We start from the raw sequence: 20,574 nt of genomic DNA, 5'->3' as shown, positions 1-20,574 counted from the left end.
GGGCCACTCGGCCTACTAATTCATCTGCGTGTGCTGTCGTACGACATGATGTTGACGTAGTCCAGGTACCGCGACACCTGGTGGGTCTCCATGCCGCGCAGCAGATAGCCGGAGGAGGGCGCGGCCACGGTCAGCAGATAATGCTGCCCGTCCTCGGCGCCGGCCCGGTCCAGCTTCTCGCGCAGGGTCTTCATCAGCGCCGTATAGCCCTTCATCAGGCCGGCGCGGCGGGGATTGGAGACCGCCCAGTCCAGCGGATTGCCCGCGTCCTTCATGGAGGTGGCGTACTCGTAGTCGATGTCCACCCCGTTGAAGCCGTACTGGCGGATGAAGGCCACGGCCGAATCGGCGAAGGTGTCGATGCCGGCCTGGTTGACCGAGCCGTCGGCGTTGGTGGCCATGGTGTAGAAGCCGCCGGAGGCCACCCGGTCGCCGTCGTCGTCGAAGTAGCCGCCGGTCTCCGCCCAGCCGCCGACCGACACCAGCGTCTTGACGTCCGGGTGCTGCTTCTTGAACTTGCCGAGCAGGTTGAAGTGCCCCTGGTACGGGAAGTCCGGGTCCATCTCGGCGCCCGGAACGTCCGGCCAGGTCATCCCGGTGGCCGGGTTCCGCGGGGTGTCGCCGCCCACCGATATCCGGTTGTCGCCGCCCACGTGGGCGAAGGCGTAGTTGATGTGGGTGAGTTTGTCCCACGGGATGTCGGAGGCCAGATAGGGGTCCTGGCCGCCGGTGCCGGTGCGCCAGCCGGTGAAGTAGCCGATCACCCGGCGCTGGTGATCGGCACCGAGTTTCTCCCGGCCGTCGGTGTCGTAGACGGAGCAGTAGGGCACGTCCACCCCGGGGGTGGCCCACAGGCCGTCGGGGCGGCAGGCCGCGTGGTCCTCGGCCTGGGCGGCGTTCGGCGCGGTCAGGCCGCCGGCCAGCAGCAGGCCGCCGGCCGCCGCGGCGAGCACGCCCGCGGAAAGGCGTCTTCGGGCACGGGACAGCATGATCGTCCTCCGGTGGGGGAAGAAGGCGGAGCCATGGCGGAGCAGCCCCGGCGGTGGCCGGCAGACCACCGCCCGGCTGCTGCGTGAAGTGGCCCTGACATTAAGTGGACTAGACCAAAGCGTCAATAGGTCTGGACCACTTGCCCGCCCGGGCTTTCGCGCGTGCGCCCGCGGTCACGGGCGCGGGCGCGGTGCGTGGTCCGCGGGGTCCGCCCCGGCCACCGGGGAAAGCGGGGTGACAGCCCGGGCGGCCGGCAATCCGACGCACCGGCAGTTCGCCTCGCAGGCGCGGCGGTCGGGGCGCCCGGCACCCGCCGCCGGCCGGCGCCGGGCGAGGCGCTGCGGCGTCGCCGGGCCGGTGGCGCAGCGGTGTGAGTGATCGCACAGGTCTGCCGGGAGTGCCCCGCCCAGGGCCGTGGCACACTGGACGCGTACCAGTGACGCAAGCGCACTCCGGGGTCGGTGAAAGTCCGAACCGGCGGTTAAAGTCCGCGACCCGGCCGCTGCCAGCGGCCGGTTGACCAGGTGAAACTCCTGGACCGACGGTTAAAGTCCGGATGGGAGGCAGTGCGCGGCGGAGCCGGACCGGTGTGCCGTCGGCCCGACGGAGCCCGCCCGCTTTCCGCGGGCCGGCCGCCCGCGGCGCGGGCGCCGCCCGGTGCCGTGTTCCGTATCTTCACGAGCCCCGGAGTCCTTGCCCGACGAGGCAGGAGGATCCGGAGTGGCTCCCCGGGCAGCAGTGAGCGAGCGCGAGACCGCCGCCATGCGCCGGGCCATCGAACTGGCCGCCCGCGGCCTCGGACACACCCGCCCCAACCCCGTGGTCGGCTGCGTGATCCTCGGCCCGGACGGCGAGGTGGCCGGCGAGGGCTGGCACCGGCGGGCCGGCGGCCCGCACGCCGAGGTGCACGCCCTGGCCGAGGCCGGCGAGGCGGCGCGCGGCGGCACCGCCGTGGTCACCCTGGAACCCTGCAACCACACCGGCCGCACCGGCCCCTGCGCCCGGGCACTGCTGGCCGCCGGGATCACCCGGGTGGTGTACGCCGTGCCCGACCCCACCGCCGACGCCCGCGGCGGCGCCGCCACCCTGGCCGCCGCCGGGGCCGAGGTGTCCGGCGGCCTGCTGCGCGCCGAGGCCGAGGCGGTCAACGCCGCCTGGCTCACCGCCGTCCGGCTCGGCCGCCCCCTGGTGCACTGGAAGTACGCCGCCACCCTGGACGGCCGCACCGCCGCGGCCGACGGCACCAGCCGCTGGATCACCTCCGCCGCCTCCCGCGCCGATGTGCACCGGCTGCGCGCCGAGAGCGACGCCGTGCTGGTCGGCTCCGGCACGCTGCGCGCCGACGACCCGCATCTCGCGGTGCGCGGCGTCCCCGGCGCCGCCCAGCCGCTGCGCGTCGCCCTGGACACCGAGGCCGCCGTGGTCAAGCCCGGCGCCCGGATCCTGGACGGCGCCGCCCCCACCCTGATCGCCGTCGCCGACGACCTGCCCGCCGGGCGCACCGCGACGCCCGGCGCGGAGGTGGTCCGGCTGCCGCGGGCGGACGGCGGGCGCGGCCTGTCGCTGCCCGCGCTGCTGGCCGAGCTGCACCGCCGGGAGATCCGCTCCGTGCTGCTGGAGGGCGGCCCGGTGCTGGCCGGGGCCTTCGCCGCCGCCGGACTGATCGACCGGGTCACCGGCTATCTCGCCCCCGCGCTGCTGGGCGCCGGACCGCAGGCGCTCGGCGACGCGGGCATCACCACCGTCTCCCGGGCCCTGCGGCTGGCCGTCACCGGCCTCACCCGCACCGGGCCCGATCTGCGCATCACCGCCGTCCCCGCCCCCGCCGCACCCGAGGAGAGCTGAGTGTTCACCGGAATCGTCGAAGAACTGGGCCGGGTCACCGCCGTCGAGCGGCTCGGCGACTCCTGCCGGCTCACCCTGCACGGGCCGCTGGTCACCGAGGACGCCCGGCACGGCGACTCCATCGCGGTCAACGGGGTCTGTCTCACCGTGGTGGACACCGCCGACGGGGCCTTCACCGCCGATGTGATGGCCGAGACCCTGCACCGCACCGGCCTGGGCGCCCTGGTCCCCGGCTCCCCGGTCAACCTGGAGCGCCCCATGGTGCTCGGCGGACGGCTCGGCGGCCATCTGGTCCAGGGCCATGTCGACGGCACCGGCACCGTACTGGCCCGCACCCCCGGGGAGCGCTGGGAGACCGTGCGGATCTCGCTGCCCGCGCCGCTGGCCCGCTATGTGGTGGAGAAGGGGTCGATCACCGTGGACGGGGTGAGCCTGACCGTGGTGGAGGCCGGGGACGACTTCTTCACCGTCAGCCTGATCCCGGCCACCCTCGCGCTGACCACGCTGGGCGCCAAGGGTCCCGGCGAGCCGGTCAACCTGGAGGTCGACGTGCTCGCCAAGTACACCGAGCGGCTGCTCGCCCATGGCGCCGCCGCGCCCGGCGCCGCCGGGGCCGAGGCCCCCGGAGGGCCGGTCCGGTGAGCCTTTCCGGCGTCCTCGGCGGGCGCGGCGCCACCGCCTTCGCGGTGCCGGTCCGGCCTGTCGCCCGGCCCGTCGCCCGGACCGGCACGGCGGGCAGTCCGCCCGGCCTCGCCGCGCCGGCACCCGGCCGGTGCGGCCGGCGGCACCCTCGTCGTCGGCGGGGTGTTCACCGCCCGGCCCCGACCGTCCTGGAAACCCTGGCCGGACGCCTGCGTCGTCGTCGGCATCCCGGCCGCCCCGGCCCGCGGGCCGGTGGAGTCCCGGCGGCCCGGCTGCCGGCCGGCCTGGCCGGCGTGCCGCCGGCGTTCCACAGCGGTGCGGCCTTCCCGGCCCCGATCTCTCTCGTCTGCCTCGTCCTCGCCCTGCGGGGACTGCGCGACCGGTGGCTGCGCTCCCGAGCGCCGCGGCCCGTACTGGAAGGAAGCCCGGCATGACCGTCACACCCGCCGCCCCCGCCGCCATCGACTCCGCCCCCGGCGCGGAACCGGATCCCGTGCTGGACCCCGTGGAGCGGGCCGTGGCCGACTTCGCCGCCGGACGCCCGGTGGTGGTGGTCGACGACGCCGACCGCGAGAACGAGGGCGACCTGATCGTCGCCGCGGAGAAGATCACCGCCGAGACGGTGGCCTTCATGATGTCCGAGTGCCGCGGCCTGATCTGCGTGCCGATGGCGGCGGCCGACCTGGACCGGCTGGACCTGCCGCAGATGGTGGACGACAACACCGAGTCCATGCGCACCGCCTTCACCGTCTCGGTGGACGCCACCGCCGCGCACGGCGTGTCCACCGGTATCTCCGCCGCCGACCGGGCCGCCACCATCCGGCTGCTCGCCGACCCGGCCGCGGTGCCCGGCGACTTCGCCCGGCCCGGCCACGTCTTCCCGCTGCGCGCCCGGGAGGGCGGGGTGCTCACCCGCAACGGCCACACCGAGGCCGGGGTCGACCTGGCCCGGCTGGCCGGACTGCGCCCGGCCGCCGCCATCGTGGAGATCGCCGGTCCGGACGGCACCATGCTCCGGCTGCCCGAGCTGATCCCGTTCGCCCGCCGGCACGGGCTGGCCATCATCTCCATCGAGGACCTCATCGCCCACCGCGCCGCCCACCGCGCCGCCCGCCGGGCCGCCGGCGCGGGGACGCGGGCGGGGGAGGCTCCGGCTCCCGCCGTCCCGGACGCCCGGCCCGCGGTGCGCCGCGAGGCCGAGACCGCGCTGCCCACCGTGCACGGCGCCTTCCGCGCCCACGGCTACCGGGCCCCGGACGGGGTCGAGCACATCGCCCTGGTCGCCGGCGACCTCGGCGACGGCGAGGACCTGCTGGTCCGGGTGCACTCCGAATGCCTCACCGGCGATGTGCTGGGCTCGCTGCGCTGCGACTGCGGGCCCCAGCTGCGGGCCGCCATGGACCGCATCGCCGCCGAGGGCCGCGGCGCCCTGCTCTATCTGCGCGGCCACGAGGGCCGCGGCATCGGGCTGCTGCCCAAGCTGCGCGCCTACCAGCTCCAGGAACTCGGCCGGGACACCCTGGACGCCAATCTGGAACTGGGCCTGCCCGCCGACGCCCGCGATTACGCCGCCGCCGCCCGCATCCTGGCCGATCTGGGCGTGCGCTCGGTCCGGCTGCTGACCAACAATCCCGACAAGAGCCGGGCCCTGCGCCGGCACGGGCTGCGGGTGCTCAGCCGCGAGCCCATGCCCGCCCCGGCCGGCGAGCACAATCTGCGCTACCTGCGCACCAAGCGGGACCGGATGGGCCACGAACTGCCCTGGCTGGACCCCGAGCCGGTCTCCGCCTGCGGCCAGTGACCCCGCCGCCGCCCGGACCGCCCCGTACCGGCCCCCCGCACGACCACCCGCACCCGACCACCCGACCACCCGACAGTACGCATCCCGAGGAGAGAACACCGTGAGCGGCAAGGGCGCACCCGAACTGACCATCACCGGAGCCAAGGACCTGCGGGTGGCGATCGTCGCCGCGCAGTGGCACACCACGGTGATGGACGGGCTCGTCGACGGTGCCCGGCGCGCCCTGGCGGACTGCGGCATCGAGGACCCGCTGCTGGTCCGGGTGCCCGGCAGCTTCGAACTGCCGGTGGCCGCCCGCCGCCTGGCCGCCCTCGGCTACGACGCCGTGGTGGCGCTCGGCGTCGTCATCCGCGGCGGCACCCCGCACTTCGACTACGTGTGCCAGGGCGTCACCGAGGGCCTCACCCGCCTCGCCGTGGACAGCGGCGTGCCGGTCGGCTTCGGCGTGCTCACCTGCGACACCGAGCAGCAGGCCCTGGACCGCGCCGGGCTGCCCGGCTCCGTGGAGGACAAGGGGCACGAGGCCGCCACCGCCGCCGTGGCCACCGCCGCGGCGCTGCGCGGACTGTCCGAACCCCGGAACTGAGCGCGGACCGCCCGCCGTCACCCCGTAGGCTTGGCACACCATGGCGCTCAAGACATTCGAGGAGCTCTACGCCGAGCTCCAGCAGAAGGCAGCCACCGGCGACCCCGCCACCTCCCGCACCGCGGAACTGGTCGCCGCCGGTGTCCATACCATCGGCAAGAAGGTCGTGGAGGAGGCCGCCGAGGTCTGGATGGCGGCCGAACACGAGGATGCCGGCCGCACCGCCGAGGAGATCTCCCAGCTCCTCTACCACCTCCAGGTGATGATGGTGGCCCGCGGCATCACACTGGAAGACGTCTACGCCCATCTGTGAGCCCGCCGGGAGCGGCCGGCCGGTCCCCGCCGGGCCGGCCGCCGGGCCGTGAGCCGTCTCCCCTCAGTCCCCGTCCGCTTCGCACCCCGTCGGCACCCCGGAAGTAAGGAACCTCCCCTCATGCTGCGCATCGCTGTCCCCAACAAAGGCGCTCTCGCCGAGCCGGCGTCGGCGATGCTCCAGGAGGCCGGCTACCGGCAGCGCAAGGACCGCCGCGAACTGGTGCTGATGGACAGCGACAACCAGGTGGAGTTCTTCTTTCTCCGTCCCCGGGACATCGCGGTCTATGTCGGCTCGGGAAAGCTGGACATCGGGATCACCGGCCGTGATCTGCTGCTGGACTCCGGCTCCGAGGCCGAGGAGATCATGCAGCTGGGCTTCGGCGCCTCCACCCTGCGCTACGCCACCCGGCCGGACGGGGTGCGGGACGTCTCCGGGTTCAGCGGTCTGACCGTGGCCACCTCCTTCGCCGGAGTGGTCGGCAAGCACCTGGCCGACCACGGCGTCAACGCCTCCGTGGTCAGTCTGGACGGCGCGGTGGAGACCGCCATCCAGCTCGGCGTCGCCGAGGTGATCGCCGATGTGGTGGAGACCGGCACCACCCTGCGCCAGGCGGGGCTGGAGATCATCGGGGAGCCCATCCTGCGCTCCGAGGCGGTGGTCATCCGCCGCCACGACGCCCCGGGGGACGACCCCAAGGTGCGCCAGTTCCTGCGCCGCATGCAGGGTGTGCTGGTGGCCCGCCGGTACGTGATGATGGACTACGACATCCGGGCCGAGGCGGTCGAGCGCGCGGTGGCCCTCACTCCCGGCCTTGAGTCGCCCACCGTCTCCCCGCTGCACGACCGCGGCTGGGTCGCGGTCCGCTCCATGGTGCCCACCGAGGACGCCCAGCGGATCATGGACGACCTCTACGACCTGGGCGCCCGCGCCATCCTCACCACCACCATCCACGCCTGCCGGATCTGAGCCGGCCGGCCAGGAGGAGCGATCCCATGCCGGCGTCCGACGGCCGTGCCGAGCCCGAGGGGCTTCCGCCGCTCCCGGTCACCTTCCGGCCGACCCGCACCCGCATCGTGCTGATGGTGCTGGGCGCGGCGGTGTTCACCGCGCTCACCGCGGTCGCGGTGACCCTGCCCGGCAGCGGCGGCGCTCCCTGGGGGTCCGGCGACCGGATCGCCTTCGTGGTCAGCGGGCTGCTGGTGTGGGCGGTGCTGATGCTGCTCGCCCGGCCCAGGGCGGTCGCCGACCGGGACGGGCTCACCGTGGTCAATCTGACCACCCGCCGGCACCTGGCCTGGGCGCAGATCCTCAAGGTGAGCCTGCGGCCCGGCGACCCGTGGGTCTCGCTGGACCTGCACGACGGCACCACCCTGGCGGTGATGGCCATCCAGCCCGGCGTGGACAGCCGCCGCGCCCTGGCCGACGCCCGCGCGCTGCGTGCCCTGGCCGACACCTACGGCACGGCGGCCGGCTCCGGCGGCTGAGCCGCGGAAACCGGCGCCGCCGCCCGCTCACGGCTCCCGCCGCCCGCCGCTCAGCAGCGCCCGGAGCACCGACTCCACATAGTCCGCGGCCTCCTCGTCCCGGGGGAGTGCGCCGGGGACGGAGCGGGCGAGCTGGGCGTGGCCCAGATAGCCGGTGTAGGCCAGGAGCGCCCGCTGCCGGGCCTCGGCGGGCGGGCAGCCGTGCTCGGCGAACAGGTCGACGAGGTAGGCGATCCGCCGGCCGGTCACCCGGCGCACCGCGGCGGCCACGGCCGGGTGGCCCGCGTCGGCGAGCAGCGCGAGTTCGATGGGGCCGGACTCCCGCGCCGCCGCGGCCGTGGTGATCCGGAAAAGCCGCCGCAGCCGCTCCCCGGGCGTGCCGGCCTCCCCGATCTCCAAGATCACGGCCTCGGTCTCCCGCTCCTCCCACCGCTCCAGCGCCGCCGTCACCAGGGCGTCCCGGCCGGAGAAGTGCCAGTAGAAGCTGCCCTTGGTGGTGCCCAGCCGCGCGGCCAGCGGCTCCACGGCGACCGCGGCGAGACCGCCGTCCCGGATCGCGTCGAGGGCGGCGTCCGCCCAGTCCCGGGCCGACAGCCGGGAGGTGCGGGGGCGCTTCCGATCGGCCATGACCCTACGCTACCGTATGGAAAAACCGTACGGCAGCGTATGGAAGTCGCGGCAGGGCTGCCCGGCCGGTGCGCATATGGGGAGGATCCAGTGCGAAAAGTCCGCAATGTTCACGAACGCCTCATCAACGCCCCCGCGGAACGGGTCGGCGCCCTGCTCGACCGGCTGGCCTCCGACGACGACCCCGTCTGGCCCGCCCCCGCCTGGCCCGCCATGCGCTTCGACCGCCCGCTGGGCGTCGGCGCCGAGGGCGGCCACGGCCCCATCCGCTACACCGTGGAGGAGTACGAACCCGGCGTGCGCATCCGGTTCCGCTTTCCGCCGCCCGGCGGCGGCTTTCACGAGCTCGCCGTCGAACCGCTGGGGCCGGACCGCTGCCGGGTGCGGCACGACATGGTCATCGGGACCACCGGGCCGGAACTCCTGACCTGGCCGCTGGCGGTGCGCTGGATGCATGACGCGGTGGTCGAGGAGGTGCTGGACAACCTCCAGCGGGCCGCCGGGGACACCGTCGGCCGCCCGGTCCGCTGGACCTCCTGGGTACGGCTGCTCAACCGGGTGCTCTGGGAACGCCCGCGCGCGGTGCCCGCCCCGCCGCCCGAAGCCGGGCTCGCCCGCCGCGCCCTGCACCGCGTGGACTTCGCCGACGCCTGGCAGGTGCGGCTCCACCCCGCCATGCCCGGTGACCCGGACACCTGGGCCGCCGCCTTCGCCCGCCCGCCGGTCGCCGTCCGGGCCCTGCTGCTGCTGCGGCAGGCGCTGGTCGGCCTGATCGGAATCCGGCCCGGCCCGGCCCGGGGCGGATTCCCGGAGACCGGCCGGACGGAACACGAACTGCTGCTCGGGCTGGACGCCGGCCACCTCGACTTCCGCCTCTCCGTGCTGACCACCGGCAGGGCGGTCACCTTCACCACGGTCACCGCGATCCACAACCGGCGGGGACGTCTCTACTGGGCCGTGGTCCGCCGCCTGCACCCGGCCGTGGTGCGCGCCATGGCCCGCCGCGCCCACCGCGACATCGCCCTGCGCTCCACCCCCGCGGCACGGGCCGGGACCGCCGCGTCCGGCCGGCCGCACGCCGCACGGTTCCGCCTCCCGCGGATTTCTTCCCGTCCCCGGTGAACCGCACGGCCGCCCCCTCCGTGAAGCCCGGTGAACCCGCGCGACGGCGCGGTGAGCGAACAACCGGGGGAGCGGCACCATGTCCACCACCACGAGAGCGGAACACGCCGCACCGGCCCGCGGCATCATGCCGTTGCTGGCGATCACGCTGTCCGGCGCGCTGGTAGCGGTCGCGCTGGGCGCGTACGGAGCCACGCACACCCCGACCGGGCGGCCACTGGCGCTGGTGGTGGGCTTCCGCTCCATGCTGACCATGAAGGTCTGGCTGGCCACGGCGGCGGCCGGGCCGGCCCTGTTCCAGGTGTTCTCCGCGGCCTGGATGTGGCGGCGGCTGCCGGGCGCGGGCGACCCGCCGGCCTGGCTGGGACCGGCACACCGCTGGAGCGGCACCGCCGCCTTCCTGCTCAGCCTGCCCGCCGCCTACCACTGCCTGTGGAGCATGGGATTCAGCACCTTCGACACCCGCACCGCGGTGCACTCGGTGGCCGGGTGCGCCTGCTACGGCGCCTTCACCACCAAGATGCTCGCGCTGCGGGTGCGCAGGCTGCCCGGGTGGACGCTGCCCGTCGCCGGAGGGCTGCTCTTCGCCGCCCTGATGACCGCCTGGGCCACCTCGTCCCTGTGGTACTTCGGCCAGTCCGGCGTACCGCTGCGGTGACCGGGTCCGCTCCCGGCGGGCGCCGGCTCGCGGCGCGGGGAGGGGAGGGGACCGGGGGTCCCCGGAACGCGAGCGCACACCGCATGACCCCGGCCGGGGTCCGTCCTGAGAGGAAGCCGTCATCATGACCACAGAAGAAAGCAGCCCGCGGGACGCGCGGCGGGCGGGGGAGGCCGCGGCCGGGCCGGTGCGCCGCCGGATGCTCGGCGGCCTGCTGGCCGCGGGCGGGGCCACGGCCGGCGCCGTCCTGCTCACCTCCTGCTACATACCGTCGGAGGATCCGCCGGGCGGCGCCGGACCGGATTCCGGCACCGCACCCGGGGGCAAGGCCCCCGGAGACTCCGCCGAAGACTCCCCTGGCGGCAGCGGCAGCGGCAGCGGCGGCGGGGACGGTGCGGCGCCGCAGGGCGATCCGCTGGTCTCCTCCGACCAGGTGCCGGGCGGCGGCGGCGTGGTGCTGGCCGACCGGGAGATCGTGGTGACCCGGGACGCCTCCGGCACCGTCCGGGCGTTCTCCGCCGTCTGCACCCACGCCGGGTGCCTGGTGGACTCGGTCTCGGGCGGGACCATCAACTGCCCGTGCCACGGCAGCGCCTTCGACGCCGGCACCGGCTCCCCGGTGTCCGGCCCGGCCGGCGCGCCGCTGTCCCCGGTCCCGGTCCAGGAGATCGACGGCGGGGTGTTCCCGGCATGAGCGGCAGCGGCGGCGGGCTGACGGCCCGTCTTCCCACGGTGCTGTGGATCGTCGGCGCCACCCTGGCGGTGGGCGCGCTCACCCCCGTGGTGGGCCAGGCGGTCACCGCCCCGCAGCCGCCGGCCGCGGCCCCGGCGGGCACCGGGGAACAGCCGTCCGGCGAGCAGGACGCCGACGGCACCGGGGAAGGCGGCGACCCGGACGGCCCCGGCTATTCCGGCGACGCCCAGGACTCCACGGACGGGGCGGCCGACGAGGGGCGGCCCGGTCCCGCGGACCGGCTGATCGGCATCGCCGAGTCGGTGCTCGGCGAGATCGTGGTGGACGCCGAGGGCCGCACCCTGTACCTCTCCGTCCTGGACCGCACCGACCCGCCCGCCTCGGCGTGCCTGAGCCGGCAGTGCCTGGAGAACTGGCCGCCGGTCCGCCTGCCGGACGCCGGCGGCCTGCCCGCACCGGCCGCCGACGGCATCGACGCCGGTCTGCTGGGGGCCCTGGAACGCCCCGACGGCACCTGGCAGGCGACCCTCGGCGGCTGGCCGCTCTACCGCTACGCCGGGGAGGAGCCCGGCGAGGTGTCCGGAGACGGCATGGGCGGCACCTGGTTCGCCATCACCCCGGAGGGCACGCCCGCCGTCCGCTGACCCCTCGCTCCGGTCCCGCCGGTCCCGCCGGTCCCGCCGGTCCCGCCCGTCCCGCCCTTGCAGGCCGGGCGGGCCGCGGAGTCCTGATCGCGTGACGGGGAAGGAGCGGACGGCGTGAGGCCCGGGCACCGCGGGGCGAGCGCTCAGCGCCCCGCCGGCGGCTCGGGACGGTCGGTGGGGGCGATCCCGCGGCCGGCCATGACCTCCCCGTACGCCTGCATCAGGTCCGGCAGCCGCAGCGTGGCCAGGTCGCCGCGCGAGGGGGTGCTCACCATGCCCGTCAGCCGCATGTCCCGGAAGCCGCAGCTGGTCTCGTACAGGGTGCGCAGAAAACGGCCGTTGCCCAGCTCGTCGATCCAGCCCTCCGCCACCACGTGCTCGCAGATGGAGCGCAGCTCCTCGCGGGCCTCCGGATCCCAGGTGTCGCCGTGCTCCCCGGCCAGCAGCTCCCCGATGGCGGTCAGCTCGTCCGGCCGGTAGCTGGGGAACTCCACCCGGGCGGTGAACCGGGACCCGAGCCCCGGGTTGGCCGACAGCAGCCGCTCCATGCCCTCCGGATAGCCGGCCAGGATCACCACCAGATGGTCCCGGCTGTCCTCCGCCCGCTTCAGCAGCACCTGCAACGCCTCGTCGCCATAGGCGTCGCCCTTGCTGTAACCGGAGTGCACCAGGCTGTACGCCTCGTCGATGAACAGCACCCCGCCCAGTGCCGAGTCGATCAGCCGGTTGGCCTTGACCGCCGTCTGGCCCAGGAACTCGCCCACCAGATCGGCCCGCTGGGCCTCCACCAGCCGGTCGTGGCCCAGCACCCCCAGCGCGTAGAACACCTTGGCCAGAATCCGGGCCACCGTGGTCTTGCCCGTGCCCGAGGGGCCGGAGAAGACGAAATGCCGCTTGGGCGGCTGCACCGGCAGCCCCTGTCCGGCCCGGAACCGGGCCATCCGCAGCTGCGCGGACATCGCCCGGACCTGCTCCTTGACCGGCTCCAGCCCCACCATCCGGTCCAGCTCGGCCAGCGCCTGGGCGAGCAGCGCGCCGTCCGGCCGGCGTATCTCCCCGCCGCGCGGCCCGGGCGGGTAGCCGCCCGTCCCGGCATCCTGCCCCGGCCGGCCGCCGGCCGCCCCGCCCGGCAACTCCACCCCGGCGGCCACCACCGTGCGCCGCCCGTCGCCGCCGGCCGGCAGGTCGTCGGCGAAGTCCAGCGGGCCCGCGGCACCGTCGTGCGGCAGCGGGCCGCCGGCCCCGGCCAGCTCGTCCTCGTCCGCCAGCGCGGACAGCCGGGCCCCGGTGTCCATGAACTCCGGATCGGTCTGGTGCACCGCCCGGTACAGCGGCAGGGCCGCGGCGCTGCGCCCGCTGCCCTCCCGGGCCCGGGCCAGCCAGTAGCGCAGCTCCTTGCGCTGCGGCTGCTCGCTGCGGCAGCGCATCAGCGCCGTCGCCAGCAGCGGCTCGGCCTGCTCGAACATCTCCATCCGGACCCGGGCCATGCCCGCGAACAGGCCGGCCTCCACCCCGAGCTGGGGATCGTCCACCAGGGAGGCGGTGCAGCGGAACAGACCCTCCCAGTCCTTGGCCAGATAGGCCCGGCAGGCATGCAGGAACCGCGCGTGCGGATCGGCGTCCGGTGCCGGGCAGCGGGCCAGCGCCTGGTCCAGCTCGGCCAGCCGCCGGCCGTCCAGCAGATGCGAGGCGTGTGCCAGCCGCAGATCCCGCTCGCTCTCCAGCACCGGCTGCACCCACCAGCCCAGCCAGTACCAGGAGCTCAACTGCCGCCGGTGGCGGGCGCGCTGCTCGCCGAACCGGTCCCGGTGCTCGTACATCCGCAGCAGCGCGGTGGTCACGTCCGAGCGCAGCGCATGCAGCCCCAGCCAGGCGTCCGCCATGCCGGGATCCTCGCGCACCGCCGCGCGGAAGCACTCCTCCGCGTCCGCGTACGCGGCGGCGACATAGGCGTCCACCCCGCGCAGCCATGCCACGTCCGCCGCCGTGCGCCGGCCGTGCATGTCGTGCGTGCCTGAACTCATGACGTCCCCCACAACGGGCTCCTCAGCCGCCCGGCGCCGGCCCCCGGGTCTGCCGCTCCAGGATCCGGAAGGTACCGCCGTGCGGCTCAAGGAGGATATCTGCAAAGGGTGCTGACGGGTCTTCGGCCAGATGCCGCAGCTCCGCCCGCTTCCAGCTCGCCCAGAACGGGTCCAGCGCGGCACCGTCCCGCCGTTGTCCCCGTGCCCAGGCCGTCTCCCGGTCCACCCGCAGCCAGATCAGGCAGGCCAGGAAGGGCCGCACCGCGCGCCGGCCCGCCCCCACCCCCTCCAGCAGCACGACCGGTGCCGGCTTCACCACACTGCTGTGGATGTACCCGCGCCGCTCCCAGTCGTACACCTGGTAGGGGGCGGGCTCTCCCCGGCCCAGCGGCCGGAGCACCTGCCGGTCCAGCCGGCCGGTCCAGCCGAACAGCGACGCATGGCAGGCGAGGTCGTCCAGATGCACCACCGGGGCGCCGCCCAGCGCCCGGCTCAGCGCCGCCGACAGGGTCGTCTTGCCCGATCCGGCGTGCCCGTCCACCCCGATCAGCCGCACCGGGCCCAGAGAGGGGCGCAGCCCGCGCAGCCGGGCCGCCAGCCCGGTGAGCGCGGGATCGTCGGCGGTCGTCACCGGGACAGCGTACGGCGCGCCGCGCGCCGGTGCCGCCCCCTAGGGGCCTCGCGGGGAGCGCATCGGCGCGCACCGCGGCACGCGCGCTCCCGCGTGCCATGACTGGCCGCCGGCCCGGACGGGCCGGATAGTGGACGGGTGGCCGGCCCGGCCCGGTACCGGCCGCCGAACCCCACCGGCACCCCGGGAGAACCACCGTGACCCACCGCCGCGCCCTGCTCTCCGCCGCCCTGCTCTCCGCGCTCGCCGCCGGGACCGGGCCGGCCTCCGCCACCCCGCCCGCCGCGCCGCTGCGGCCCCGCCCGCCGGCCCGGCACCGGGACCCGGCGCTGCCCGCCGGGGGCGGCCCGGTCCCGGAGTACCACGCCTGGACCACCGCGGCCGACTGGGACCGCGGCACCGCACAGGGCACCGGCACCCGCGCCCTGCCCCGCCCCGGCATCGTGATCGACCGCCCGCACGGCGTCCTGCGCCACACCGACCCGCACACCGGCCGTTCCGCCGGCTGGGAGTACGCCGTCTGGGTCTCGCCCGAGCACCGCACCGCCGCCCCCGCGGACGAACTCGTCCCCTCCTGGAACGCCGCCACCCCGCCCGGCACCTGGCTGCGCGTGGAACTGCGCGCCGGCTACGCCGACGGCGGCCACACCCCCTGGTACACGCTCGGCGACTGGGCCTCGGGGGACCGGGATCTCCGCCGCACCTCGGTGCCCGACCAGTCCGACGGCCGCAGCACCGTGCACACCGACACCGTGGCCGTCGCCGGTCCGGCAGCGGACCGGGTGCCGTTCCGCTCCTGGCGGCTGCGCCTGACCCTGTTCCGGGCGCCCGGCAGCACCGCCACCCCCGTGGTGTGGCGGGCCGGCGCGCTGGCCTCCGCGGTGCCCGCCAGGGAAGAGGTCCCGGCCACCGCCCCCGGCCCGGCCGCCGGCACCGAGCTGCCGGTCCCGGCCTACTCGCAGAACGTCCACACCGGCCGCTACCCCGAGTACGACAACGGCGGCGAGGCCTGGTGCAGCCCCACCTCGGTGCAGATGGTCCTGGAGTTCTGGGGACACCGGCCGACCGCCCGGGAACTCGCCTGGGTCGACCCCTCCTACGACGACCCGCAGGTCTGCCACGCCGCCCGGCACACCTACGACCACGCCTACGGCGGCTGCGGCAACTGGCCCTTCAACACCGCCTACGCCGCCGCCGCGCACCCCGGCATCCAGGCCGTGGTGACCCGGCTGCCCTCGCTGGCCCATGCCGAGCGGCTGGTCCGGGCCGGCATTCCGCCGATCACCTCCCAGTCCTTCCACGAGGGCGAACTGCCCGGCGCCGGGTACGGCACGGCCGGCCATCTGATGGCCGTGACCGGCTTCACCCGGGAAGGGGATGTGGTGGCCCACGACCCGGCCGGCCGGGACAACGCCGACGTCCGCCGCGTCTACCCCCGCCGCGCCTTCGAGAACATCTGGCTGCGCACCCGGCGCCGCACCGCGGCCGGCGCCCCGGCCTCCGGCACCGGCGGGATCTGCTACCTGCTCTTCCCGCTGCACCCGAGTGCCGACCAGAGCGGTGCACTGGCCGCGGCCGGTATCCACTGAGGCACGGGCGCGCCTCGCCGGGTGCGCCCGGCCGTGCCGCACCGGCACCCGGGCCGGGCTCCGGGCCCCTCGTGGGCGCGGCGGCCGATCCGGCATACTCGGGCGGCCGGACGTGATCGCCGGCCGCCGCGACCCGGCGGCCGGACGGCACGGACCGCAGACCTCATCACGGCAGTGCCGCCGCCCATCCCTGGCGACCGCTGCCCCAGCGCCCGACAGGGAGGAGCGAGATGACCCCCGCCGTGACGCCCGCCGCCCGCCCCCGGCAGGTGCGGCGCACCCTGCCCACCGAAGAGGCCCGCGATCTGCTGGAGCTGGTCCGGGAGCTGATCCACAAGGAGATCGTCCCGGTCGCCGACGAGGAGGAGGCCGCCGCCCGGTTCCCCCGGGAGGTCTTCCGCCGGCTCTCCGGGACCGGACTGCTGTCCCTGCCCTATCCGCAGGAGTACGGCGGCGGTGGCCAGCCCTACCAGGTGTATCTCCAGATGCTGGAGGAACTGGCCGCCGCCCGGCTGACCGTCGGCCTGGGAGTGAGCGTGCACACGCTGGCCTGCCACGCGCTGGCCGGGTACGGCACCGCCGGGCAGCGTGCCGCGCACCTGCCCGCGATGCTCGGCGGCGGCACCCTGGGCGCCTACTGCCTCTCCGAGCCGGCCTCCGGCTCCGACGCCGCCGCCCTGCGCACCCGCGCCGTGCGGGACGGCGACGACTGGGTGCTGACCGGCACCAAGGCCTGGATCACGCACGGCGGCATCGCCGACTTCTACACCGTGTTCGCCCGCACCGGGGCGCCCGGGCCGCGCGGCATCACCGCCTTCCTGGTGCCGGGCGACGCCCCGGGGCTCACCGCCGCCGCACCCGAGCGCAAGATGGGCCTGGGCGGCTCGCCCACCGCGCAGGTCCACCTGGACGGGGTCCGGGTGCCGGACGCCCGCCGGATCGGCGCCGAGGGCGAGGGCTTCGCCATCGCCCTGGCCGCCCTGGACTCCGGACGGCTGGGCATCGCGGCGTGTGCGGTCGGCCTGGCCCAGGCGGCGCTGGACACCGCCCTGTGGTTCACCGCCCAGCGCCATCAGTTCGGCCGGCCGGTGCTGGACTTCCAGGGCCTGCGCTTCATGCTCGCCGACATGGCCACCCAGATCGAGGCCGGCCGGGCGCTGTACCTGGCAGCCGCGCGACTGCGCGACACGGGAGAGCCGTTCTCCCGGCAGGCCGCCATGGCCAAGCTGTTCTGCACCGACACGGCCATGCGGGTGACCACGGACGCGGTGCAGCTCATGGGCGGTTACGGCTGCACCTCGGACTTCCCGGCCGAGCGCTATATGCGCGAGGCCAAGGTCCTCCAGATCGTCGAGGGCACCAATCAGATCCAGCGCATGGTCATCGCCCGTGACCTGGCGGGCCCGCCCGGCCGCTGATCCCCTCCCCGGCGCGGAGCCGCCCCGGGGCCGGGTCCGTGCCGGCGTGCGCGGCCCGCCCGGGGGTCAGGCGGCGCGGCGCATCCGGGGGACGCGTCCGCGCAGCGGCGCGCGGACCGCCGCGCGGCGCATCGGGGTGCCGCGCAGCCGCTCCGGCGGCGGCGGGATCTCCACCCGCTCCACCGGCACCTCCACAGCCGGGCGCCGCGGCACCACCACCGCGTGCGAGAACGGCTGCAGGCGCCAGTCCAGGCTCTCCGGCAGGGCCCGGGCCGCCGGCTCGTGCCGCGGGGCGGGCTGCCGGGCGCCGGCCTCGAACTCCTCGGCCGAGACACTCCGGCCGGAGCCGGCGCACACCGTCAGTCCGAAGGGGTTCCACCGGGCGGGGCAGGTGGCGTGGCGCGGCAGCGGGCCGCCCGGCTCGGCCACCGCGATCGACTGCCCGCAGTCCGCGCATTTCACCCGGACGGCGTCGGCCGGCGTCTCGTCCTCCTCCGCGGACCCGGCCGGCAGGCCGTGGACCCGGCACCGGGCCGGGTCGTCGGGGTCCTCTGCCTCCTCGGCCGCCTCGATCACGGTGATCTCGGTGGCGCGGAGCTGCTTCGTGGTGCGCATGGCATCCCCCTTGCGAACTGTGGCCCGGAACTGTGGTCTTGGCCACAGCAAGCACTTCCCGCGGGGTCTGACCGCTAATCGCGGCGCACCAGCGCACACCGCAGCACACCTGTGGTTTTCGTCACACGCGGTGCGCGGACCGTGCCCCCGGCGCGCTCCCGATGCCCCGGTGCGGCCACCTCCTGTGCTGCCCGCCGTCCTGCCCGCCGCTCCGTCCGCCGGCCGCCCGTCGCCGGGTGTGCGCCGTCCGTCCGGATGCCCGGCGGATGTGCCTGGACGGGCCCGGCACAGTAAGTTGACCGGCTGTGGAGGAACTCGACCGGCGGATCGTGGAACTGCTCGTCAGCGACGGGCGCATGAGCTACACCGACCTGGGCAGGGCCACCGGCCTGTCCACCTCCGCGGTGCACCAGCGGGTCCGGCGGCTGGAGCAGCGCGGCATCATCCGCGGCTATGCCGCCATCATCGACCCCGACGCCGTGGGGCTGCCGCTGACCGCGTTCATCTCCGTCAAACCGTTCGATCCCAGCGCGCCCGACGACATCGCCGACCGGCTCGCCGACGTGCCGGAGATCGAGGCGTGCCACAGCGTGGCCGGGGACGAGAACTACATCCTCAAGGTCCGCGTGGCCACCCCGGCCGAGCTGGAGCACCTGCTTGCCCGGATCCGCTCGCTGGCCGGGGTGTCCACCCGCACCACCGTGGTGCTCTCCACGCCCTACGAGGCCCGGCCGCCCCGGGTCTGACCCCCCGCGCACCCCGCGTCGGGACCGGCCGGCCCCGGACGCGAGACTGGCAGCCATGACCGACCGCACAAGCCCCGGCGCCGCCCGGCGCACCGTCCTGCTCCGCAACGGCGCGGTGCACACCCCCGCCGACCCCTTCGCCACCGCCATGGTCACCGAGGGGGACACGGTCGCCTGGGTGGGCTCGGAGGGGGCCGCCGACTCCTTCGCCGCCTCCGCCGACGAGACCGTCGACCTCGACGGCGCCCTGGTCACCCCGGCGTTCACGGACGCACATGTGCACACCACCGCGGCCGGGCTGACCCTGACCGGCCTGGACCTGGCCGGCACGCGGGACGCGGCCGAGGTGCTGGAGCGGGTGCGGCGCCATGCCGCGGCCCGGCCCGGGGACGCGGTACTGCTCGGGCACGGCTGGGACGACACGCACTGGCCGGACCGCCGCCCGCCCGGCCGGGCCGAGCTGGACGCCGCGGCCGGCGGCCGGCCGCTCTACCTCAGCCGGGTCGACGTGCACTCCGCGCTGGCCGGCACCGCCCTGCTCGGCCTGGTGCGGGGGCCTTTCGCGCGGCACGGGCTGCCCGACGGGCCGCTCACCGGCGAGGCCCACCACGCCGTCCGCCGTGCCGCGCTGGCCGCCGTCACCCCGGCGCAGCGGGCCGAGGCGCAGCGCGCCGCGCTGGACCGCGCCGCCGCGCTGGGCATCGGCTCGCTGCACGAATGCGCCGGACCCGACATCTCCGGCGAGGACGATCTCACCGCCCTGCTGGCGCTCGCCGCCGCCCGGCCCGGGCCCCGGGTGTTCGGCTACTGGGGCCAGGCGTTCACCTCCGCGAAGGAGGCCGAGGCCGTCCTGGATCTCGGCGCGGCCGGCGCGGCCGGCGACCTGTTCGTGGACGGCTCCCTGGGGTCCCGCACCGCCCGGCTGCGCGAGCCCTACGCCGATGTGCACGGCGCCGCGCACACCGGCGACGCCTATCTGGACGCCGAGGCCGTGGCCGCCCATGTCACCGCCTGCACCGAGGCGGGCGTGCAGGCCGGTTTCCACGCCATCGGCGACGCGGCGATCGGCACGGTCACCGAAGGGGTGCGGGCCGCCGCCCGCGCCCTGGGCATCGCCCGGGTGCGGGCCCTGCGGCACCGCGTGGAGCACGCCGAGATGCTCACCCCGGCGGCCATCGCCGAGTTCGCCGCACTCGGCCTGACCGCCTCGGTCCAGCCCGCCTTCGACGCGGCCTGGGGCGGTGCGGACGGGATGTACGCCGGACGGCTCGGCACCGCCCGGGCCGGCACCCTCAACCCTTTCGCCGCCCTGCTGCGGGCCGGCGTGCCGCTGGCCTTCGGCTCGGACGCCCCGGTGACCCCGCTGGACCCGTGGGGCGGGGTCCGCGCCGCCGCCTTCCACCGCACGCCCGGACACCGGATCTCGGTGCGCGCCGCCTTCACCGCGCACACCCGGGGCGGCTGGCGCGCGCTGGGCCGTGACGGTGCCGGTGTGCTGGTCCCGGGCGCACCGGCGGACTACGCGGTGTGGCGGACCGGGGAGCTGGTGGTGCAGGCCCCGGACGACCGCATCGCCCGCTGGTCCACCGATCCCCGCTCCGGCACCCCCGGCCTGCCCGGCCTCGCCCCCGGCGGTCCGCTGCCGCACTGCCTGCGCACCGTGGTGGCCGGCCGCACCGTGCACGACGCGCTCTGAAGCACCCGGCCCGGCACCGGGCGCGGGCACCGGGGCCGTCCGGAAGGCCCCCCGCCGGGGCCGCGGCGGCGACCGGGGCGGCGACCGGGGGGCCGGACCGGTCTTGCCGGTCGGGTGATCCACCGCTCGGGTGATCCGGGTGCGGCGATACCGCCGAACGACGTGCGCCGGGCCGCGGGTGCCCGGCCCACCGGTCCCCACTGACCAGGAGCTTTGCGGAAACGCCGCAGGTCAGACCAGTGTTGACAGGCGGCTCACGACGAACGATAGGTTCGGCCGGGTCCACCTGAGGGCATCCGGCCGGTGTGCCTCGCGCGCAGTCGTCGAACGCTGCTGGGCCAGGGGGCGGGACCGCTGCAACGGTCTTCCGTCGCTGGGAGCCAGGTCCAGCACCCGCGGCACGGGGGCGCAGGGTTTCCGCCCGGCCGGCAGGTGCGACCCGGATG

Annotated in this window: 19 protein-coding genes, 1 pseudogene and 1 riboswitch; of the genes and pseudogenes, 15 read left to right on the top strand and 5 right to left on the bottom strand. The window is 76.0% G+C overall.

The window, feature by feature from the left end; translation table 11 throughout:
• Positions 1-35: 35 nt before the first annotated feature.
• A pseudogene (locus BM242_RS14615) lies at positions 36-989 on the bottom strand (glycoside hydrolase family 18 protein); the annotation flags it as partial.
• A 444-nt stretch (positions 990-1,433) separates the two neighbouring features.
• A riboswitch (FMN riboswitch) is annotated at positions 1,434-1,564 on the top strand.
• Between the two features lie 188 nt (positions 1,565-1,752).
• Between BM242_RS14615 and ribD the strand changes: the two are divergent.
• The 7 genes from ribD (at position 1,753) to BM242_RS14580 (ending at position 7,664) form a co-directional block, all read left to right on the top strand.
• The gene (ribD, locus tag BM242_RS14610) at positions 1,753-2,835 is read left to right on the top strand and encodes a bifunctional diaminohydroxyphosphoribosylaminopyrimidine deaminase/5-amino-6-(5-phosphoribosylamino)uracil reductase RibD (protein WP_093839387.1); all 1,083 of its coding nucleotides are present in this window, start codon (positions 1,753-1,755) and stop codon (positions 2,833-2,835) included.
• Positions 2,836-3,477 carry a riboflavin synthase gene (locus BM242_RS14605; protein ID WP_093839255.1) on the top strand — a complete coding sequence of 214 codons (642 nt, stop codon included), beginning with the start codon at positions 2,836-2,838 and terminating at the stop codon, positions 3,475-3,477.
• Between the two features lie 430 nt (positions 3,478-3,907).
• Positions 3,908-5,278, top strand: coding sequence for a bifunctional 3,4-dihydroxy-2-butanone-4-phosphate synthase/GTP cyclohydrolase II (locus BM242_RS14600; protein ID WP_093839254.1), 1,371 nt, complete (start codon positions 3,908-3,910; stop codon positions 5,276-5,278).
• Positions 5,279-5,378: 100 nt separating this feature from the next.
• Positions 5,379-5,864 (top strand): 6,7-dimethyl-8-ribityllumazine synthase, encoded by a 486-nt coding sequence (gene ribH / locus BM242_RS14595; protein WP_093839253.1) that lies wholly within the window; start codon positions 5,379-5,381, stop codon positions 5,862-5,864.
• Between the two features lie 40 nt (positions 5,865-5,904).
• Positions 5,905-6,177: a phosphoribosyl-ATP diphosphatase gene (locus BM242_RS14590; protein ID WP_093839252.1), complete on the top strand. Its 273-nt coding sequence runs from the start codon at positions 5,905-5,907 to the stop codon at positions 6,175-6,177.
• 120 nt (positions 6,178-6,297) lie between these two features.
• Positions 6,298-7,146 carry an ATP phosphoribosyltransferase gene (hisG, locus tag BM242_RS14585; RefSeq protein ID WP_093839251.1) on the top strand — a complete coding sequence of 283 codons (849 nt, stop codon included), beginning with the start codon at positions 6,298-6,300 and terminating at the stop codon, positions 7,144-7,146.
• A gap of 26 nt (positions 7,147-7,172) precedes the next feature.
• A complete protein-coding gene (locus BM242_RS14580; protein WP_093839250.1) occupies positions 7,173-7,664 on the top strand; it encodes a PH domain-containing protein in 492 nt (163 codons plus the stop codon).
• Positions 7,665-7,691: 27 nt separating this feature from the next.
• Here the strand turns inward: BM242_RS14580 and BM242_RS14575 are convergent, their stop codons facing one another.
• A complete protein-coding gene (locus BM242_RS14575) occupies positions 7,692-8,291 on the bottom strand; it encodes a TetR/AcrR family transcriptional regulator (RefSeq protein WP_093839249.1) in 600 nt (199 codons plus the stop codon).
• A gap of 90 nt (positions 8,292-8,381) precedes the next feature.
• On the opposite strand from BM242_RS14575, the gene BM242_RS14570 reads away from it, so the two are divergent.
• The 4 genes from BM242_RS14570 (at position 8,382) to BM242_RS14555 (ending at position 11,409) form a co-directional block, all read left to right on the top strand.
• On the top strand, positions 8,382-9,413 hold the full coding sequence (locus tag BM242_RS14570) for a DUF2867 domain-containing protein (protein ID WP_093839248.1): 1,032 nt from the start codon (positions 8,382-8,384) through the stop codon (positions 9,411-9,413).
• A 79-nt stretch (positions 9,414-9,492) separates the two neighbouring features.
• A complete protein-coding gene (locus tag BM242_RS14565; protein ID WP_093839247.1) occupies positions 9,493-10,071 on the top strand; it encodes a DUF6529 family protein in 579 nt (192 codons plus the stop codon).
• A 124-nt stretch (positions 10,072-10,195) separates the two neighbouring features.
• Complete coding sequence (locus tag BM242_RS14560; RefSeq protein WP_245834084.1) at positions 10,196-10,765, top strand: Rieske (2Fe-2S) protein; 570 nt, start codon at positions 10,196-10,198, stop codon at positions 10,763-10,765.
• Positions 10,762-11,409, top strand: a complete 648-nt coding sequence (locus BM242_RS14555; RefSeq protein WP_093839246.1) for a COG4315 family predicted lipoprotein — start codon at positions 10,762-10,764, stop codon at positions 11,407-11,409. The genes BM242_RS14560 and BM242_RS14555 overlap by 4 nt, the downstream gene beginning before the upstream one ends.
• Before the next feature lie 143 nt (positions 11,410-11,552).
• Here the strand turns inward: BM242_RS14555 and BM242_RS14550 are convergent, their stop codons facing one another.
• Together BM242_RS14550 and BM242_RS14545 are read right to left on the bottom strand one after the other, a co-directional pair.
• Positions 11,553-13,445, bottom strand: a complete 1,893-nt coding sequence (locus tag BM242_RS14550; protein WP_093839245.1) for an AAA family ATPase — start codon at positions 13,443-13,445, stop codon at positions 11,553-11,555.
• A 10-nt stretch (positions 13,446-13,455) separates the two neighbouring features.
• The gene (locus tag BM242_RS14545; protein ID WP_093839244.1) at positions 13,456-14,064 is read right to left on the bottom strand and encodes a uridine kinase family protein; all 609 of its coding nucleotides are present in this window, start codon (positions 14,062-14,064) and stop codon (positions 13,456-13,458) included.
• A gap of 197 nt (positions 14,065-14,261) precedes the next feature.
• On the opposite strand from BM242_RS14545, the gene BM242_RS14540 reads away from it, so the two are divergent.
• Positions 14,262-15,653 carry a peptidase C39 family protein gene (locus BM242_RS14540; RefSeq protein WP_245834081.1) on the top strand — a complete coding sequence of 464 codons (1,392 nt, stop codon included), beginning with the start codon at positions 14,262-14,264 and terminating at the stop codon, positions 15,651-15,653.
• A gap of 230 nt (positions 15,654-15,883) precedes the next feature.
• Positions 15,884-17,071 (top strand): acyl-CoA dehydrogenase family protein, encoded by a 1,188-nt coding sequence (locus BM242_RS14535; protein WP_093839243.1) that lies wholly within the window; start codon positions 15,884-15,886, stop codon positions 17,069-17,071.
• 66 nt (positions 17,072-17,137) lie between these two features.
• Here the strand turns inward: BM242_RS14535 and BM242_RS14530 are convergent, their stop codons facing one another.
• Complete coding sequence (locus tag BM242_RS14530) at positions 17,138-17,686, bottom strand: hypothetical protein (protein WP_093839242.1); 549 nt, start codon at positions 17,684-17,686, stop codon at positions 17,138-17,140.
• 305 nt (positions 17,687-17,991) lie between these two features.
• Between BM242_RS14530 and BM242_RS14525 the strand changes: the two genes are divergently transcribed.
• Positions 17,992-18,432: an Lrp/AsnC family transcriptional regulator gene (locus BM242_RS14525; protein ID WP_093839241.1), complete on the top strand. Its 441-nt coding sequence runs from the start codon at positions 17,992-17,994 to the stop codon at positions 18,430-18,432.
• A 55-nt stretch (positions 18,433-18,487) separates the two neighbouring features.
• Positions 18,488-20,128: an amidohydrolase gene (locus BM242_RS14520; protein ID WP_093839240.1), complete on the top strand. Its 1,641-nt coding sequence runs from the start codon at positions 18,488-18,490 to the stop codon at positions 20,126-20,128.
• Positions 20,129-20,574 lie beyond the last annotated feature (446 nt).

This window comes from Streptomyces aidingensis, from assembly GCF_900112355.1.
GTDB lineage: Bacteria > Actinomycetota > Actinomycetes > Streptomycetales > Streptomycetaceae > Streptomyces > Streptomyces aidingensis.
This window is presented reverse-complemented; position numbering and strand designations above follow the sequence as displayed.

Excerpts from the sequence above, each read along its gene's own strand:
- BM242_RS14520 (WP_093839240.1), top strand. The coding sequence starts at position 18,488 with ATGACCGACCGCACAAGCCCCGGCGCCGCCCGGCGCACCGTCCTGCTC.
- BM242_RS14580 (WP_093839250.1), top strand. The coding sequence starts at position 7,173 with ATGCCGGCGTCCGACGGCCGTGCCGAGCCCGAGGGGCTTCCGCCGCTC.
- BM242_RS14565 (WP_093839247.1), top strand. The coding sequence starts at position 9,493 with ATGTCCACCACCACGAGAGCGGAACACGCCGCACCGGCCCGCGGCATC.
- ribD (WP_093839387.1), top strand. The coding sequence starts at position 1,753 with ATGCGCCGGGCCATCGAACTGGCCGCCCGCGGCCTCGGACACACCCGC.
- BM242_RS14530 (WP_093839242.1), bottom strand. The coding sequence starts at position 17,686 with ATGCGCACCACGAAGCAGCTCCGCGCCACCGAGATCACCGTGATCGAG.
- BM242_RS14575 (WP_093839249.1), bottom strand. The coding sequence starts at position 8,291 with ATGGCCGATCGGAAGCGCCCCCGCACCTCCCGGCTGTCGGCCCGGGAC.
- BM242_RS14590 (WP_093839252.1), top strand. The coding sequence starts at position 5,905 with ATGGCGCTCAAGACATTCGAGGAGCTCTACGCCGAGCTCCAGCAGAAG.
- BM242_RS14555 (WP_093839246.1), top strand. The coding sequence starts at position 10,762 with ATGAGCGGCAGCGGCGGCGGGCTGACGGCCCGTCTTCCCACGGTGCTG.
- BM242_RS14535 (WP_093839243.1), top strand. The coding sequence starts at position 15,884 with ATGACCCCCGCCGTGACGCCCGCCGCCCGCCCCCGGCAGGTGCGGCGC.
- hisG (WP_093839251.1), top strand. The coding sequence starts at position 6,298 with ATGCTGCGCATCGCTGTCCCCAACAAAGGCGCTCTCGCCGAGCCGGCG.
- BM242_RS14600 (WP_093839254.1), top strand. The coding sequence starts at position 3,908 with ATGACCGTCACACCCGCCGCCCCCGCCGCCATCGACTCCGCCCCCGGC.
- BM242_RS14560 (WP_245834084.1), top strand. The coding sequence starts at position 10,196 with ATGACCACAGAAGAAAGCAGCCCGCGGGACGCGCGGCGGGCGGGGGAG.